Source organism: uncultured Brachyspira sp., assembly GCF_944388875.1.
In the GTDB taxonomy this organism is placed as follows: domain Bacteria; phylum Spirochaetota; class Brachyspiria; order Brachyspirales; family Brachyspiraceae; genus Brachyspira.
The window spans coordinates 44,652-61,301 of sequence record NZ_CALXKQ010000009.1 but is presented as its reverse complement, the minus strand read 5'-3'; the positions used below and the strand labels follow the sequence as shown (position 1 = coordinate 61,301).

Genomic DNA, 16,650 nt, shown 5'->3' with positions numbered 1-16,650 from the left:
AAAAAAATGGTTGTGTATAATCAGTTTTATCGTATAATGGGAAAAATAAAGTATATTTTGGAGAGTATTCAATGAGTAAACTTAACAGCCTGCAATTTAAAATAAGTATGATAATATTGGTTCCATTTTTAGTTATGCTTATTATATCAAATACTATAAACATTGTTTCTGTTAACAATGTTACAAAAAAATTATCATACAAAGTTTTAGAAGAAAGTGCTAAAGGCGAAGCGGCAAAAGTTGAAATGATGGTTCAGGAGGCATTGGATAGTTTAACTGTATTCGAATATACGGTAAATAATTTATATAACTCAGGAGAGAGAAACAGAGATGTATATAAAAATGCCGCTATGACTTTTTTTAATACGCTTCCTCAAAATACTGGGGCATTATTTCTTGTATTTGAACCTAATGTTATGGGAAATGACGCTGATTATATGACAGATCCTTTTTATTCTTCTGCTAACGGAATGTTTTCTGATTATGTATATAGAGATAATGGTTCAGTTTCTGACAGAGGCATGACATCAGAAGAACTTAAAAGCGATTATTATACAGCACCTATCAGTACAGGAAATACTCATATAACTTCGATATATGATTTTGAAGTAGGCGGTAAAATGGTAAAAATGAATACTTGGTCTATACCTTTAAAAAGCGGAAATAAAATAATAGGTGTTGCTGGAGTTGATATATTTGTAGATTCACTGCATTCTATAATGGACAATATAAAACCTTTTGAAAATACTCAAACTTCTTTATTCGATCATAATGGCTCTTTATTATATAATATAGAAAATGAAGACTATATAGGGAAAAATATTTATGATGCTTACCCTTATTATAGAGATAGTAATATATTAGAAAAAATTAAATCTGGTCAGACTGTGATGCTTGAAGAGTACAGCTCCACATTAAAAACTATGTCTACATATATATTTGTACCTGTAAAATTAGATACGGGTCAGAATTGGGGAATGAAAATACTTGTTCCTAACTATATAATATTGGAAGACAGCCACAGAATAAGAAATATTATGATTGTAATAGCAGCTTTAATAATGATTACAGTATCAATAATAACTCCTTTAATAATAAAGAGTAAAGTTGTATTTATAATAAAATTGTTAGCTCTTGATTTAACAAAATTATCAAAAGGAGATATTTCATGGAGTACTCCTCCTGGATTTACTGATAGAAAGGATGAATGGGGCTCTATAGCAAGAGGCATACAAAGTACATTAGAGAATTTGAATAATATAATAAATACAGTAAAGCAGTCTTCAGAACAGGTTGAGAGTGCCGCTAATGAAGTTCTTTCTGGAAATAATGATCTTTCAAGAAGAACAGAGATGCAGGCTTCTAGCTTGGAAGAAACGGCTTCCACTATGAGTGAGATGGCATCCAATGTCAAAGTTGTTACATCCGATATATCAGATACTACCGTTATAGTTGTAGAGGCTAAGGATTATGTAAGCAAGGCTGGAGATATAATAGAAGACAGCGTTCAGAAAATGGATGCAGTTTATGAAGCTAGCTCAAAGATTATGGATATTACAAAACTTATAGAAACAATTGCATTTCAAACTAATATACTTGCCTTAAATGCATCAGTAGAGGCTGCACGTGCTGGTGAACAGGGAAGAGGATTCGCGGTAGTAGCAAGCGAAGTAAGAAATTTGGCACAGAATACTCAGGAATCAGTAAAAAATATTACTTCTTTAATAATTGACAGCAATGATAAAATTAATTTAGCAGCTGCAAGTGTTAATGAATCTAAAGAAATGTTTATAGAAATCTCTGAGAGAATGGATAAGGCTTCTGATTTGATGCAGAAAATAGATGCCGCAGCAAAAGAACAGGAAAGAGGAATAGAACAGATTAATACAGCAATAAGTAGTATGGACTCTTCAGTTCAGCAGAACGCAGCTTTGGTAGAAGAGGCTAGTTCTTCTTCTCAGCTTATGCTTAATGAATCTCAGAATTTGAATAAATTAATTGATTTCTTTAAACTGAAATAAATTTTATTTTGTACTAGCCGTATGCTTAATGTGTACGGCTTTACAATAACAATTAATACATCTAATATATGTGAGGTTTGTTGCCGTTCATTAACCAATAGACTTGTTTCAAAACTAAATTTTTAATATTTTTAAATTATAGTTGGGGCTTTGCCCCCGCTCTGCGTGCCGACAAAGTCCACCTTTGGTGTCGGAAACCCCAGTTCTTTTGGACGCTGTCCGCCTATGGCGTGGCACAAAGAAGCAAAAAAACTGCAGAGCTAATAAAAATAAAGATAAGGAATAATAAAAAATACACCCAGCAATAAAAAGCAAACCCTCAAGAATGTTAATGTTTTTTGTTTTCCTTTTTTGACAAAAAACTACTTGCCTATACCTTACAGGTACACTTTGTGGAGGCTTTCCGCACGGTAATGTATAATCTTAAGGATAGCACAATATACGTGCGGTTTATTGCCGTTCATTAACCAATGAAATCAAACATTAAAATATAAACCCATAACTAAAAAGCAAACAAAAAGAAACTAAAGAACTCAAACACCAAAAAGTTAACCTAGAACTAAGGAACAAACAAATATAAAAAGAAACGGAATAATAAAAAACAACCCCAGCAATAAAAAGTAAACCCTCAAGAATGTTAATGTTTTTTGCCCTACTTTTTTACAAAAAAGTAGGTAAGATTTTTTTGCGAGCTTTTTTTCTAAAAAAAAGCGGAAAAAGATTTCCAAATATTAAAAGATAAAATGAAAACTAAAAAGAAACTAAAGAACTCAAACACCCAAAAGCAAACCCATACCTAAAGAACAAACAAATATAAAAAAGAAACGGAATAATAAAAAACAACCCCAGAAATAAAAAGCAAACCCTCAAGATTGTAAATGCTTTTTGCCCTACTTTTTTAGTACTCGCCGTACGGGCTTTCCGCACGGTAACGCCTAACCTTAAGGATAGCTTAATATACGTGCGGTTTGTTGTCATTCATTAACCAATAGACTTGTTTCAAAACTAAATTTTTAATCTTTTTAAATTATAGTTGGGGCTTTGCCCCCGTTCTGCGTGCCGACAAAGTCCACCTTTGGTGTCGGCAACCCCACTTCTTTTGGACGCTGTCCGCCTGTGGCGTGGCACAAAGAAGCAAAAAGACTGCAGAGCTAATAAAAATAAAGATAAGGAATAATAAAAAGCAAACCAAAAAATAATAAGTAATCCCCCAAGATTGTAAATATTTTTTGCCCTACTTTTTTGACAAAAAACTACTTGCCTATACCTTACAGGTACACTCCGTGACGGTCTTTCCGCACGGTAACGCCTAACCTTAAGGATAGCTTAATATACGTGCGGTTTGTTGTCATTCATTAACCAATGAGAAATAAAACATTAAAAGATAAACCCATACCTAAAAAGCAAACAAAAAGAAACTAAAGAACTCAAACACTAAAAAGTTAACCTAGAACTAAGGAACAAACAAATATAAAAAAGAAACGGAATAATAAAAGACAACCCCAGCAATAAAAAGCAAACCCTCAAGATTGTAAATGTTTTTTGCCCTACTTTTTTGACAAAAAACTACTTGCCTATACCTTACAGGTACACTCCGTGACGGTCTTTCCGCACGGTAATGCCTAAACTTAAGGATAGCACAATATACGTGCGGTTTATTGCCGTTCATTAACCAATGAGAAATAAAACATTAAAAGATAAACCCATACCTAAAAAGCAAACAAAAATAAAGATAAGGAATAATAAAAAATATACCCAGCAATAAAAAGTAATCCCCCAAGATTGTAAATATTTTTTGTCTTACTTTTTTAACAAAAAAGTAAGCAGTCTTTTTTGGTTCTTTTTTGACTGCACAAAAAAGAACAAGAAAAAAGAAATCAAATATTGAAAGATAAACCCAGAATTAAATGCAAGCAAATATAAAAAAGAAATGTAATAAGAAAAAGCTAACCCATACCCAAAGAGCTAACAAATATAAGAAAGAATAAATAGAGAACCCTCAAACCCTCACCTCACCCGTAAGAAGCCTCTGCATAAGCCCCTTCTTCTGAAGCCTACGTAATTCTAACTGCTTTTTAAGATTATCGATTTCATCATCTATAGCAGAAAGCAGTTCGGCTATTCTCTTTTGCTCTTTCATTTTTGGTATATAGAATTGAAAATCAGAAACTATTTGCTTATTTAAATTTGGCTGTGTACCTGTCTGCCTCATTTTTTTAGCATTATTTTTATAATTAACTAACAAATAATATAGAAAAGTAAAATCTATTTTTTCTGAACATTCTATACCTAATATAGCCTGACTAGTAGCACATTCAACTTTAGCTATTATACATTCACCTATTGAAGCATACATAGCATACAATATTGTATTAATAGGAAATAGTTTTGCTGAAGAATTATTAAGACCTTCCTTTGTTATTTTTTTTTCACTATCATATAAAAATTTATTAGAACTTGTAATATCTTTAATAGCTACCCAAATTATATCACCATTATAATATTCTTTATTTTTTGTACTAGGAGTCCCGCCGCTAGACATTTCAGCTATATCCCCAAGCCTCACAGTTTCCCACTCATCAGTGAAACCGTTAAATCTCACCTTGCCAGTTAAAACCCTCTGCATCACGCCTTTCTTGTAAAGCTCTTTTTTTTCTATAAGTTTAGTAAGGTTTTCTATTATGTCATCGCATAATGAAAGTATATCGGCTATGCGTTTCTGATCGTCTATGGGCGGAAATGGAACTACAATATCTTTACATTCTTCATATCTTATTTGTCTACCATCTCTTATTCCTTCAACATATTTAGCTAAACTCTTATTTATAAAATAATGACTTTTAAAATATGCTTTATAAAAAAGTGGTTCAAATTTTATTTTTGGTTTTAAAATTGTATAAGCAGGACTAACTATTCCCTCATAATTAGAATACTCAAATCCACCTTGAAATGATCTCAAACTTATTACGAAACAACCTTTTTTAACCAATTTATAAGTTGATAAACTATCTTCTTTTCTTATAATGTCTTTTCCAAGTAAATAATTAGGTATTACTCCTCTATCTTGGGTAGATGCCAAAATTGTTTTATCAGCATGATTTTTTTCATTAAAATTTTCAAATAAATCTTTTAATTTTTTTTCCTGCCAGCCGCTTGGTAATTTGATATTTTTCATAAAAAAACCTTGATATTAATTAATTAAAACATAAAAAATAGTATATGCGATATCATAATTTTTTCAATTAATACCGTTAAATTTTTAAAGCCCTATATAAAATAGGGCTTTTTATATATAAAAAATATAATAAACTAATTAATGAAAAAATGTTAAAAGTATTCCCATAGTTATAGCACCTGATATTATGCCTGATATATTTACGGCCATAGCATGAAGAAGAAGACAGTTTGATGAGCTGTTCTCCTGTCCGTAAACATGGGCTCCCCAAGCAGGTACTGGGAATGCACTTAAACTGGCAGAACCTATTATAGGATTAACTTTGCCGCCTGAAATTATATTTATTAATTTAGCAGTTATTATTCCTATAGTTGTGCTTAAAATTAATGAAAGCAAGCCGAAAGCAAATATTAAAACCGTATTAAGAGTCATAAAATATTCGGCAGATGCTGATGAGCCTATTGCTATTCCTATAAGCATTGTAAGTATTCCAGTAATAGACTTCTGAAGCGTAACAGAGAAATTTTTTATTATATCAGATTCCCTTAAAATGCTTCCGAATAAAAGTGCCGCTATCAAAGGAAAAGAGTTAGCTAAAAATATCCCGCAAAGAGCCATAGCAATAACTGCAAATATTATTTTCTCGCCTCTTGATACATATCTTAAATACTCCATAGATATTTTTCTCTCTTTTGAAGTAGTTAAAACCTTTGTAAGTCCGGACTGAAGAAGAGGAAGAAGCTCCATATAAAGATAAGCAGCCATAACAACAGCAGCAAAATATTTAGGCTCTGTAATAAGCGAAGCCATATACATAGCCAAAGTTCCGTCAGCAGCCCCAATAATAGAAGATGCAGCCGATAAGCCCTCATTGATATTTAAAGAACTCATAATAAAAAATATCAAAAATATCCCAATCTGCGAACTTGCACCTATAAAGAAATTTTTAGGATCAGCAAGCACAAGCCCCAAATCTATCATAGTGCCTACAGCAAAAAATACCAATACTGGATAAACTCCGCTGTCTGCCCCGCTATGTATTAATCCTAAAAAACCATTTACAACATCCTCCGTCATCTTAGGAAGAGGCATATTAGCAGCCAGTATTGCTACTCCCATAGGAAGAAGAAGCAAAGGTTTTCTTTTATAATAAATGGACATATATATAAGATATGCCCCCAAAAGTATCATAATAATCTGGGCAAAAGACGGCGGATAAAAACCTGTAAGTAAATTGTTAAAATCCAAACCTAAAGCTCTATTCATATATACCCCTTAAATCAGCTAATCTGCAATATAACCTGACCTTCAACTACAGAAGAACCCTTTTCAACATGTATAGATTTAACAACCCCTGAAGCAGGTGCTGTAACTTCATTCTCCATTTTCATAGCTTCTAATATAGCTACAACCTGACCTTCGGAAACTTTATCGCCTACAGCAACGCTGAATGATACAACAGTGCCGGGCATTGATGCTTTTACTGATACAGCATTCTCATCTATAGGTGCTGATGGAGCTGAAGGTGCTGAAGAAACTGCAGGCTTAGCCTCCTGAACTGCAGAAGCTGCTTTTACAACTGGTGCTGACTGCACTTTTTCGCTTTTCACCTCTTCCACTGATACATCATAAGTTTTTCCATTAACTGTTATTTTATATTGTTTAGTCATAATTTCTCCCAAATATTTTATTTAATTTTATTTACTCTGTCTGCCATTCCCCATATAGGAGTTTTAGATTCCTGTATAGACCTAATTATAAATTTATTATTAGACATTCCCGTATAAGCTGAAACTGCAGCAGTAATCACAGCAACAAGCTCAGCATCATCAATTAAATCCTCTTCTTTGGTTTTACTCTCCTCTACAACTTTGCTTATCTCTTCCTCTTTTTTTATGTTTCTAGCCTTAAAAATAATAGCCAAAATCACAGATAATATATAGAAAACCAAAGCAGCAATCAAAACAGACATTATACCGAATATAGCAATAGCCGCATTATGTTCCATTTAATAACTCCTCTTAAAACAATTATTACAAAGGTATATTGCCGTGTTTTCTAGGCATTCTGCTTTCTCTTTTTCCAGCTAAAAGATGCAATGCATTTATAAGATAGCTTCTAGTATATTCAGGCTCTATTACATCATCAACATAGCCTCTCACAGCCGCTCTGTAAGGATTAGCAAATTCTTTTTTGTACTCTTCTATCTTTTCAGCTCTTACCTTTTTAGGATCATCAGCTTTGTCTATTTCTTTTTTAAATATAATATTAGCAGCCCCGTCAGGTCCCATAACAGCAATCTCAGCAGAAGGCCAAGCATAAACCATATCAGCACCCAAATGTTTAGAACACATAGCAATATAAGCTCCGCCGTAAGACTTTCTTATAATAAGAGTAATTTTAGGAGCAGTAGCCTCCGAATAAGCATATAAAAGTTTAGCACCATGTCTTATAACTCCATTATGCTCCTGTCCTACACCGGGCAAATATCCTGCAGTATCAACTAATGTAACAAGCGGAATATTAAAGCTGTCGCAGAAGCGTATGAATCTTGCTGCCTTATCTGCCGCATTAATATCAAGCACTCCCGCCATAGAATTAGGCTGATTTGCTATTATTCCAACAGACTTTCCATCAAGACGTGCAAAACATATAACTATATTAGTAGCAAATAAAGGCTGAAGCTCAAAAAACTCTCCGTTATCAACTACCCTTTTAATAATCTCTTTAACATCATAAGGCTTATTAGGACTGTCTGGAAGTATATTAGATAATTCCTCATCATTTCTATTAGGATCATCATTAGTTTTCTCTAAAGGCACATCCTCTAAATTATTCTGAGGTATATATGATAATAATTTTTTTACGCCTTCTAAAGTAGATATTTCATCTGGGAACATTAGTGAAGCAACGCCTGAAGTTTTGCTGTGAACATAAGCTCCTCCAAGCTCTTCAGCAGAAACCTGTTCACCAGTTACAGCTTTAACAACCTGAGGACCAGTAATAAACATATTTGATCCCTTATCAGTCATAAATATAAAGTCCATCAAAGCAGGCGAATATACGGCTCCTCCTGCACAAGGTCCCATTATAACGCATATCTGAGGTATAACCCCAGATGCCTGAACATTTCTATAAAAAATATCTCCGTATCCTCTTAATGAATCAATACCTTCCTGTATTCTGGCTCCGCCTGAGTCATTAATACCTATACAAGGGCATCCCAATTTTATTGCCATATCCTGTACTTTGCAAATTTTAGCAGCATGCATCTGTCCCAAAGAACCGCCTATAACAGTAAAGTCCTGAGCGTATATGCATACCTGTCTGCCGTTTATTTTTCCGTACCCTGTAACAACACCCTCTCCAGCTATTTTATTTTTCTCCATTCCAAAATCACTGCATCTATGCTCTATAAAAGCATCTATCTCGCAGAATGTATCTTCATCCAAAAGATGCAGTATACGTTCTCTTGCAGTTAATTTTCCTTTGGCATGACGTTCTTCATTTTTTTCTTTTCCGCCGCCTTCTTCTATTTTTTCTTTTCTTTTTCTAAGTTCATTGATTTTTTCTTGCATATTTCTTTAAGTCCTTATTAGATTTTTTTTATCTAACTATTAGATTTTAAACAAAAATTTTAATGCCTAGTTAAAGAAACATATAATTATTTTTTATTTATTGCAATGATATTTTACAACTTTTGTATGTTTTAACAATTTAGTCGAATGTTTAAATTTATAGAAAATGTTAGATAATTCTTACATTTTTTACCAATAAAGCATAAAAATGGAATTATATATTGTTTTTAGGTATTGATTTTTTATATAATAATGGGATATAATTTTTATATAAATAAAAACAATTTATTTTTTTTAAGGAGAAGATAATGAAAAAACTAATAATAATATCATCTATATTAGTTATTACTATAAGCGGAAATTTAATGGCAAAAACAGGTGCAAGTTTAGGATTAATGATACCTCTCGGAGCAAGTTTCAGCAGCTTCAGCGGAAATGATGCAGGCAATTTAAAATCCGATGCAGGATTTGAATTCGGAATACATTTTCAGCCTGCATACTACTTTGGTTTTCGATACCTATCATTCGGACTTGGTTTGGATTTAGGATATAACAGAGATGTATTTGCTTTCAAATCAGCAATGGATGAAAAGTCTAGGGGCTGTATAGCTTTTGACAGTATAATGATAGGAGTATTGCCTAAAATAGATATAGCATTCATATCTATAGGAGTAGGTGCTGGGGTAAAAATACCTTTAGGAGGAAGCAGCTACTTCAGAGAAAGCGACGGAGGATACACTTCTGTAGGATATGATTTTAAAAAGATAAAAGAAAATTTCAAAAATCCATATATTCCTTATCTTAAAGCTACAGTGGATTTCTTACTTCCTTTGAATATAGTTCTTGGAGTATATGCTTCTTATGACTTCGGAGTAATAGAAACTAAAAATCCTTCTTTTCACACTAAAATGTCAGCTTTTGATTTAGGCGGACAAATAGGATTAAGATTCTAATAAATAATTAAAATAAAAAATAAAAAGGAATGCATTTTATATATGTATTCCTTTTTTAAAAAAATAATGCTGTTTTTATTGACTTTTACGATATTATTGTATATAATAATACTATCAATAATTTTTATAAGGAGTTTGGAATGTATATTTCGACCAGATGCAATACCACCCAAAGAATTAATAATTCAAATATTTATTTTCAGCTTTCTAAATTCTATAAATCTTTCAAACGCAGCTTATCTAATAAGAAGTAATCTTTAAAAAATTCTATCTAAATATTAACATTATATATAATTTTTATAAAAAATAGTGTATAACTATTTTAAAATTAATTAAGGTACAAAGTATTATGAACAATAATTTTACAGTATCAGATGATATTCTTTTGTCTATGAAAGACTTTTTAATAGATTTAAGAAGAGATTTACACTCACATCCTGAGTTAGGTTTTGAAGAGTTTAGAACTATGGAAAAAATATCTTCTATACTCAAATCGTTTAATGTAAATCACAAAACTAAAATAGCAAATACCGGCATAATAGCTGACATCGAAGGCGAAGATAAAAATTTTACTATAGCCTTTAGAGCGGATATGGATGCTTTGCCTATGGAGGATAAAAAAACTTGTTCATACTCCTCCAAAAATAAAGGGAAATGTCATTCATGCGGACATGATGTTCATACGGCAATACTAACAGGAACAGCAAAATATTTTTCTGAGATAAAACCTCCATGCAATATAAGGTTAATATATCAGCCTGCAGAAGAAACAACAGGCGGTGCTTTGCCTATGATAGAAGAAGGAGCTTTAAATAATGTTAATGTTATTTATGGGCTTCATGTAAGACCTGAAATAAGGGTGGGACAAATCAGCTTTACTTATGGAGCAATGTATGCAAGTTCTAATATGTTTGAGGTGAATATAAAAGGAAAATCAGCACATGGGGCTAAATCATACTATGGTACAGATTCCATAATAATAGCTTCTCATATAATAACTCAGCTTCATAGTTTTGTATCTGCCTTTACAGACGGAAGCATGAGGCTTCATATTGGTACAATTAACGGAGGAACTGCAAATAATATAGTAGCTGAAAATGTAAAAATGGAAGGCATTATTAGAATGCTGTGTGATGATGAAGCTAGAGATTACAGACTTAAAATGATAGAAAATATTATAGTTAATACGGCTAAAAGTTTCGGCGGATATGCTGAGTTTATAAATATACCTTCTTATCCTGCTTTAATTAACCATGATAATGCTGTTAATATTATAATAGAATCTGGAAGTATGTTTTTAGGAAAAGAAAACTGCATAAAAGAAAATCCTAATATGACTACAGAAGATTTTAGTTATTATCTTCAAAGAGTTAAAGGGGCTTTCTTTAGTTTGGGGGTTTCTAATGATAAGATAAATGCCCCTATTCATAACAGCTTATTTGATATTGATGAAGATGCTATAAATATAGGCGTAAAGATGCAGGTTTTAAATGTTTATAATACTTATAAAAATAAAGAGTTGTTTTTATAATAGTAATAATATATAATTAAAGGAGATGAATATGTCATTATTTGAAGGAGCTGGTGTAGCTTTAATAACACCATTTACTAATGATTATAGGGTTAATTACGAGAAATTAGAAGAACTTATAGAGTTCCAAATAGCAAATAAAGCTGATGCTATAATAGCAGCAGGAACAACCGCAGAGAGTGCAACGCTTAGTGCCGAAGAAAGACTTGAGGTAATAAAATTCTGTATAGAACGTACTAAAAAAAGAACTTTAGTCATAGCAGGTACTGGAACTAATAATACAAGTTTGGCTGTAGAGTTTAGTAAAAAATCTTATGAATATGGTGCCGATATTGTAATGGCTGTAACTCCGTATTATAACAAAGGAAATGAAAGCGGACTTATTGATTATTTTACGCAAATAGCAAATAGTGTAAAATGTCCTGTTATAATGTATAATGTACCTTCAAGGACTGGCGTAAAATTATCTTTGAATGTTATTAAAACTTTAGCCGCTGTTTCAAATATTAAGGCAATTAAAGAAGCAAGCGGTGATATTGGATATGTAGCTGATATTGCCAATATAGCTCCTAACTTGGATATATATTCAGGAAATGATGACATGGTTACTCCAATACTTGCATTAGGCGGAAAAGGGGTTATATCAGTTACAAGCAATATTATACCTAGAGAAAATCATGATATGGTTATGAATTATCTCAATGGAAATGTTGCAGAAGCTGTAAAAGCACAGATTAAATATATAGATTTAATTAGAGCTATGTTTATAGAGGTTAATCCTGTACCTATAAAAGAGGCTATGAACATTATGGGTTTTGATGTAGGACCTTGCCGTTCTCCATTGGGACCTTTAAGCGATAAAAATAGGGAGCATGTTAGAGAAATAATAAATAAATATGGTTTAAAAAAATAATTTATTTTTTATAAATAAAAATAAAAAATTTGGAGTGATAAATGAAAGTAATAATACATGGAACTGGAGTTATGAGCTCTATGTTAAAAGAAGTCATAGAAAAAGAAGGTGAATTGGAAATCACTGGTTTTGCTGATGATCTAACAAATGAAAAAGGTGATATAATTATAGATTTTTCACATTTTTCAAGACTTCCTTCTATGATAGAATATGGTGTAAAAAATAATATACCTATGGTTATTTGTACCACTGGTTATGATGAGAATGTGCTTGCTAAAATTGTTGAAGCTTCTTCACATGTACCTATAGTATTATCTTCTAATACTTGTATAGGTATGAATTTAATGAATGAAATTGTTGCAAAAATTGCTCCTCTATTAACAGGTTTTGATATTGAAATCATAGAAACTCACCATAACAGAAAAGTAGATTCCCCAAGCGGTACTGCAAAAAGTCTTTTTAATGTTATTAATGCTGCATTAGATAATAAAATGTCATTAGTTCATGGAAGAAACGGATTGCATGTAAGAGATAAAAATGAAATAGGAGTGCATTCTATAAGAGGTGGTTCTGTTGTAGGAGAGCATAAAGTTATATTCTATGGAGATGATGAAATTATAGAAATAAAACATACCTCTACTTCAAGAAGAATATTTGCCAATGGTGCTGTGAAAGCTGCTAAATTCCTTATAGGAAAAAAACCAGGTCTATACAGAATGAAAGAAGTACTATCATAACAATATATATTACATGAGGAGAATAATTTATAGATGGACATGTTAGAAAAGTCAGAAGATATAATAGCATATATTAAAAACTCTAAGAAGAAAACACCTGTTAAAATATATATAAAAGGAAATATTGATAATATTAAAACTACAGCAAAAGTATTTTCTTCTGGAAATTTTCACTTTATAGTAGGAGATTATGAAGAGATTAAAACTATATTAGATGAATATAAAGATGCTATAGAAGATTATTATTTAGAAAATGACAGAAGAAATTCAGGAGTACCTACTTTAAGCTATTTTAATATTAATGCTAGAATAGAACCAGGGGCAGTAATTAGAGATAAAGTAAAAATAGGCGATAATGCTGTTATAATGATGGGAGCTATAATTAATATAGGAGCTGAAGTTGGAGAAGGCACTATGATAGATATGGGGGCTGTTCTAGGCGGACGTGCTATTGTAGGAAAAAACTGCCATGTAGGAGCTGGAGCTGTTGTTGCTGGAGTAATTGAGCCTCCTTCTGCTAAGCCTGTTATAATAGAAGATAATGTTGTTATAGGTGCTAATGCTGTTATTATAGAAGGTGTTCATATTGGTAAAAACGCTGTTATTGGGGCTGGTGCTGTTGTTATAGAGGATGTTTTAGATAATCAGGTTGTTGTAGGAAATCCTGCCAAAGTAATAAAAGACAAAGATGAAAAAACTTCCGACAAAACTAAATTAGTTGATGATTTAAGAAAATAATTAAAAGCCTCTATATATAAACTATATAGAGGCTTTTCCAATTTTTAGCAAAATTAAAAAATATACGGAGAGTCTATCATGGAGCTTAATAAAAATATACTTACTGTACCTTATTCTATTATTAGAGAATTCACTGAAAAAGCTCAAAAAAAGGGAAATGCTATAATGCTTACTATAGGAGAGCCTGATTTGCAGCCTCCTAGAGAATTTATTGATTATGGATATGAGTATGCAAAAACTCATGCATTAGGTTATACGCAGGCGGGAGGTTCAAATGAATTAAGGGAGCTTGTAGCTAATCATTATAATAAATATTATGGCTCTAATGTTAATGCTAATAATATTTTAATGCATATTGGTTCTATGGAAGGAATTTCTTCTGTATTTAGAACTATATTAAATATTGATGATGAGGTAATACTTCCTACACCGTTTTTTTCTCCTTATGAATGGGCTATTAAATTAGCTTATGGAAAAATTGTTTATTTGGATACAAGCGAAGATAAATTCGTATTAAAACCTGAAACTATAGAAAAAGCTGTTACAAGCAAAACTAAAGCAATACTATTCAGTAATCCTGGAAATCCGTCTGGATATATGCTTAAAAAAGAAGAAATGGATGAACTTGTTAAATACTTTGAAAAAAAGGATATATTTATTATAGCTGATGAAATATATTCTGCTATATCTTTTTACCCTTTTACATCATTCACATCTTATCCTTCTATAAAAGATAAAGTTATTGCTTTCAATGGTTTTTCTAAATCTCATTCTATGACTGGATGGAGAATAGGATACAGCATATCGCCTGAATATGTAAGAAAATGCTTTATTAATGCAAGTTTTAATAATGTGGGAAGCATGGTTGCTCTTTCATGTGCTATAGCTGAATATGCTTTAAAAAATTGTCCTTTCATTGAAAGTTTTAGAGATACATATAAAGAACGTGCTATGATAATGTCTAAAGAATTATCAGATTTAGGATTTGATGTTATAGAACCTAGGGGAGCATTTTATTTGTTTGTAGGATACAGCAAGTTCTCAAAAGAAAATTCTATTGATTTTTGTATGAAAATGCTTGATGAAACTGGTGTTGCTGTAGTACCGGGTATTGCTTTTGGAAGCGAGAATTATTTTAGAATAGCTTTAACACAGGATATACCTTTATTAAAAGAGGCTGCTGAAAGAATAAAAAAATTTGTAAATAAATAATATTTTTAATATGTTTAGTATATTATATTTATATGCTAAACATATTTTAATTTTCAAAAAATATATTTATAACAGCATTAACATTTATTATACTTATAGGACGTATATAATACTTAGTTTTTTCTAATAATATAAATCTGTCTTTATCAATATCAGAGTTTTTATAATTCATTATATATTTAATACCATTTGAATTAATTGAATTATATTTAATATTTAAAGTTAATCTCTCATCATCATTATTCACTATATCAAAATAAAGTATTTGCTGCACTTTATCAAAATCTATATTTTCTATTCTTTGAAACTTAGCTATTATAATTTTTATTTTGTCATTTCTATTAAAATAATCATAATTAAAATCTATATTAAGTACATCATTATAGGTTTCTGCAAATAATTCTTCATTATTTTTTGATGCTTTTATCTGCTCAAGTAACTTAGAATCTACTCTGTCATTTAATATAACAGAAGTATATTTGCTTGATGATATTCTCTCTTCGCTGTTAATTTTATATGATGTAAATTTAGATTTAAATTTAGAAACTTCTTCTATAGAAAGATTATTTTCAAAATGCATTTTTTTTCTGTAATTGCTTCTAACATCTTCATAAGAAATTTTGGCATTATCATAAAATGTAGGTATAACATACGAAAAGAAAGCGGTATTTTTAGAATTCAAATTATACAAATAGGCACTGACGCCTAAGTATCCTGTAGAAGTAATCCAAGGATAAGCCCCCAATCCTAAAAAATCACCGCTTCTTCTATTTATATATTTGCTTCTAATTTCTCCTGTTAGTAATTTTACAGTTTTATTATCATTTTCTTTTTTAGCTTTTTCTATTAAATTTATAGTATTATAAAGTCTTGAAATAGTGGAAAAACAAAATAATTTATTAAAAGAAGCTCTTTTATTAAGCATAGCATCAATACCGTCAGCAATACTTCTAAACATCTTTGAAAGCTCAGGCATTATTTTCATTTGAAGTTTAATGCTAAGCTGTTCTGCTATATCAAAATCCTTTTCACTGCATGAGTATAAACCTTTTTCAAATATACTTTCTGCAAAAACTTTTGAAAATTTTAAAATATTTTCATCTATTTCTTTGTCTTCTTCATTTATTTCCTCTAAAGTACCGTACATTTCTTTATATTTTAGTATTGCAATTATCTTATGAGAACATAAAGAAGAATCCTTGCATGAACATACTGCTTTTTTCACACTGTCATTTTTAGGGAAATAAACATTTGTATCCTCTTCTGGTATACATATTTCAAGCATAGCATCTTCTTTTATTTGAACTTCTATATCCTCATAAAATCTGTCTAATGCATATTCAAAATTCTTTTTTGTGCTTAATTTTCTAATCTCATTAAAGGGAATATTTTTAACCTCATCAAATGAATTATTATCAGTATTAATTTCTTCTTCTGATGCTTTTTTATCTATTTCAGCACTATTTGAACTTATATTTTCTATATATAGAAGAGCCATTATTATATGTTTGCAAATATCTTTTGAAGGACATGTGCATTTACTTGCTTTTATATCTGAATCATTTAAAGTAACTTCTGATGTATCTATTATTACTTTTATTTTATCTTCTGATTCTTCCAATTTTATCTTTTCAGGGTTATTATTTATAATATTATCAATATCTTTAACAGCTCTGTTATATATGCCTTTACTTGTTAAAGTAAGCAGAAAATTTTCATTTATGTATTGTTTTAAATTATTAATTTTGTCAGTCATTGATAATATGATATACTAAAATTAATATATTGTCAA

At 30.8% G+C, this 16,650-nt stretch carries 13 protein-coding genes; 7 read left to right on the top strand and 6 right to left on the bottom strand.

Translation table 11 applies throughout. The annotated features are described in order from the left end of the window. The first annotated feature begins 71 nt into the window (after window positions 1–71). Entirely contained in the window at window positions 72–2,021 is a 1,950-nt protein-coding gene (locus Q0J69_RS07435; protein ID WP_297205646.1) for a methyl-accepting chemotaxis protein, read from the top strand. A gap of 1,999 nt (window positions 2,022–4,020) precedes the next feature. Here Q0J69_RS07435 and Q0J69_RS07430 read toward each other — a convergent pair. From Q0J69_RS07430 to Q0J69_RS07410, 5 genes are all read right to left on the bottom strand, one after another. Continuing rightward, the gene (locus Q0J69_RS07430; RefSeq protein ID WP_297205643.1) at window positions 4,021–5,196 is read right to left on the bottom strand and encodes a restriction endonuclease subunit S; all 1,176 of its coding nucleotides are present in this window, start codon (window positions 5,194–5,196) and stop codon (window positions 4,021–4,023) included. Window positions 5,197–5,334: 138 nt separating this feature from the next. Then, window positions 5,335–6,462 (bottom strand): sodium ion-translocating decarboxylase subunit beta, encoded by a 1,128-nt coding sequence (locus tag Q0J69_RS07425; RefSeq protein WP_297205639.1) that lies wholly within the window; start codon window positions 6,460–6,462, stop codon window positions 5,335–5,337. A gap of 14 nt (window positions 6,463–6,476) precedes the next feature. After that, the gene (locus Q0J69_RS07420; protein WP_297205638.1) at window positions 6,477–6,866 is read right to left on the bottom strand and encodes a biotin/lipoyl-containing protein; all 390 of its coding nucleotides are present in this window, start codon (window positions 6,864–6,866) and stop codon (window positions 6,477–6,479) included. Between the two features lie 17 nt (window positions 6,867–6,883). Continuing rightward, on the bottom strand, window positions 6,884–7,204 hold the full coding sequence (locus tag Q0J69_RS07415; RefSeq protein ID WP_297205637.1) for an OadG family protein: 321 nt from the start codon (window positions 7,202–7,204) through the stop codon (window positions 6,884–6,886). A gap of 25 nt (window positions 7,205–7,229) precedes the next feature. Next, window positions 7,230–8,774 (bottom strand): acyl-CoA carboxylase subunit beta, encoded by a 1,545-nt coding sequence (locus tag Q0J69_RS07410; protein ID WP_297205634.1) that lies wholly within the window; start codon window positions 8,772–8,774, stop codon window positions 7,230–7,232. A gap of 308 nt (window positions 8,775–9,082) precedes the next feature. Here Q0J69_RS07410 and Q0J69_RS07405 point away from each other — a divergent pair, with 308 nt between their 5' ends. The 6 genes from Q0J69_RS07405 to Q0J69_RS07380 all read left to right on the top strand — a co-directional run bounded on the left by Q0J69_RS07405 (window position 9,083) and on the right by Q0J69_RS07380 (window position 14,858). Continuing rightward, entirely contained in the window at window positions 9,083–9,727 is a 645-nt protein-coding gene (locus Q0J69_RS07405) for a hypothetical protein (RefSeq protein ID WP_297205631.1), read from the top strand. A 349-nt stretch (window positions 9,728–10,076) separates the two neighbouring features. Beyond that, window positions 10,077–11,258 carry a M20 family metallopeptidase gene (locus tag Q0J69_RS07400; RefSeq protein WP_297205628.1) on the top strand — a complete coding sequence of 394 codons (1,182 nt, stop codon included), beginning with the start codon at window positions 10,077–10,079 and terminating at the stop codon, window positions 11,256–11,258. Between the two features lie 31 nt (window positions 11,259–11,289). Continuing rightward, a complete protein-coding gene (gene dapA, locus Q0J69_RS07395) occupies window positions 11,290–12,171 on the top strand; it encodes a 4-hydroxy-tetrahydrodipicolinate synthase (protein WP_297205625.1) in 882 nt (293 codons plus the stop codon). A gap of 41 nt (window positions 12,172–12,212) precedes the next feature. Then, complete coding sequence (gene dapB, locus Q0J69_RS07390; protein WP_297205623.1) at window positions 12,213–12,908, top strand: 4-hydroxy-tetrahydrodipicolinate reductase; 696 nt, start codon at window positions 12,213–12,215, stop codon at window positions 12,906–12,908. 33 nt (window positions 12,909–12,941) lie between these two features. Then, complete coding sequence (dapD, locus tag Q0J69_RS07385; RefSeq protein WP_297205620.1) at window positions 12,942–13,646, top strand: 2,3,4,5-tetrahydropyridine-2,6-dicarboxylate N-acetyltransferase; 705 nt, start codon at window positions 12,942–12,944, stop codon at window positions 13,644–13,646. Window positions 13,647–13,724: 78 nt separating this feature from the next. Then, window positions 13,725–14,858 (top strand): pyridoxal phosphate-dependent aminotransferase, encoded by a 1,134-nt coding sequence (locus tag Q0J69_RS07380; protein WP_297205617.1) that lies wholly within the window; start codon window positions 13,725–13,727, stop codon window positions 14,856–14,858. A gap of 46 nt (window positions 14,859–14,904) precedes the next feature. Here Q0J69_RS07380 and Q0J69_RS07375 read toward each other — a convergent pair whose 3' ends face one another. Further along, window positions 14,905–16,614 carry an SWIM zinc finger family protein gene (locus tag Q0J69_RS07375; protein WP_297205614.1) on the bottom strand — a complete coding sequence of 570 codons (1,710 nt, stop codon included), beginning with the start codon at window positions 16,612–16,614 and terminating at the stop codon, window positions 14,905–14,907. Between the last annotated feature and the right edge of the window lie 36 nt (window positions 16,615–16,650).

Coding starts and splice junctions, on each gene's coding strand:
- Q0J69_RS07435 (WP_297205646.1), top strand. CDS start 72: ATGAGTAAACTTAACAGCCTGCAATTTAAAATAAGTATGATAATATTG.
- Q0J69_RS07430 (WP_297205643.1), bottom strand. CDS start 5,196: ATGAAAAATATCAAATTACCAAGCGGCTGGCAGGAAAAAAAATTAAAA.
- Q0J69_RS07425 (WP_297205639.1), bottom strand. CDS start 6,462: ATGAATAGAGCTTTAGGTTTGGATTTTAACAATTTACTTACAGGTTTT.
- Q0J69_RS07420 (WP_297205638.1), bottom strand. CDS start 6,866: ATGACTAAACAATATAAAATAACAGTTAATGGAAAAACTTATGATGTA.
- Q0J69_RS07415 (WP_297205637.1), bottom strand. CDS start 7,204: ATGGAACATAATGCGGCTATTGCTATATTCGGTATAATGTCTGTTTTG.
- Q0J69_RS07410 (WP_297205634.1), bottom strand. CDS start 8,774: ATGCAAGAAAAAATCAATGAACTTAGAAAAAGAAAAGAAAAAATAGAA.
- Q0J69_RS07405 (WP_297205631.1), top strand. CDS start 9,083: ATGAAAAAACTAATAATAATATCATCTATATTAGTTATTACTATAAGC.
- Q0J69_RS07400 (WP_297205628.1), top strand. CDS start 10,077: ATGAACAATAATTTTACAGTATCAGATGATATTCTTTTGTCTATGAAA.
- dapA (WP_297205625.1), top strand. CDS start 11,290: ATGTCATTATTTGAAGGAGCTGGTGTAGCTTTAATAACACCATTTACT.
- dapB (WP_297205623.1), top strand. CDS start 12,213: ATGAAAGTAATAATACATGGAACTGGAGTTATGAGCTCTATGTTAAAA.
- dapD (WP_297205620.1), top strand. CDS start 12,942: ATGGACATGTTAGAAAAGTCAGAAGATATAATAGCATATATTAAAAAC.
- Q0J69_RS07380 (WP_297205617.1), top strand. CDS start 13,725: ATGGAGCTTAATAAAAATATACTTACTGTACCTTATTCTATTATTAGA.
- Q0J69_RS07375 (WP_297205614.1), bottom strand. CDS start 16,614: ATGACTGACAAAATTAATAATTTAAAACAATACATAAATGAAAATTTT.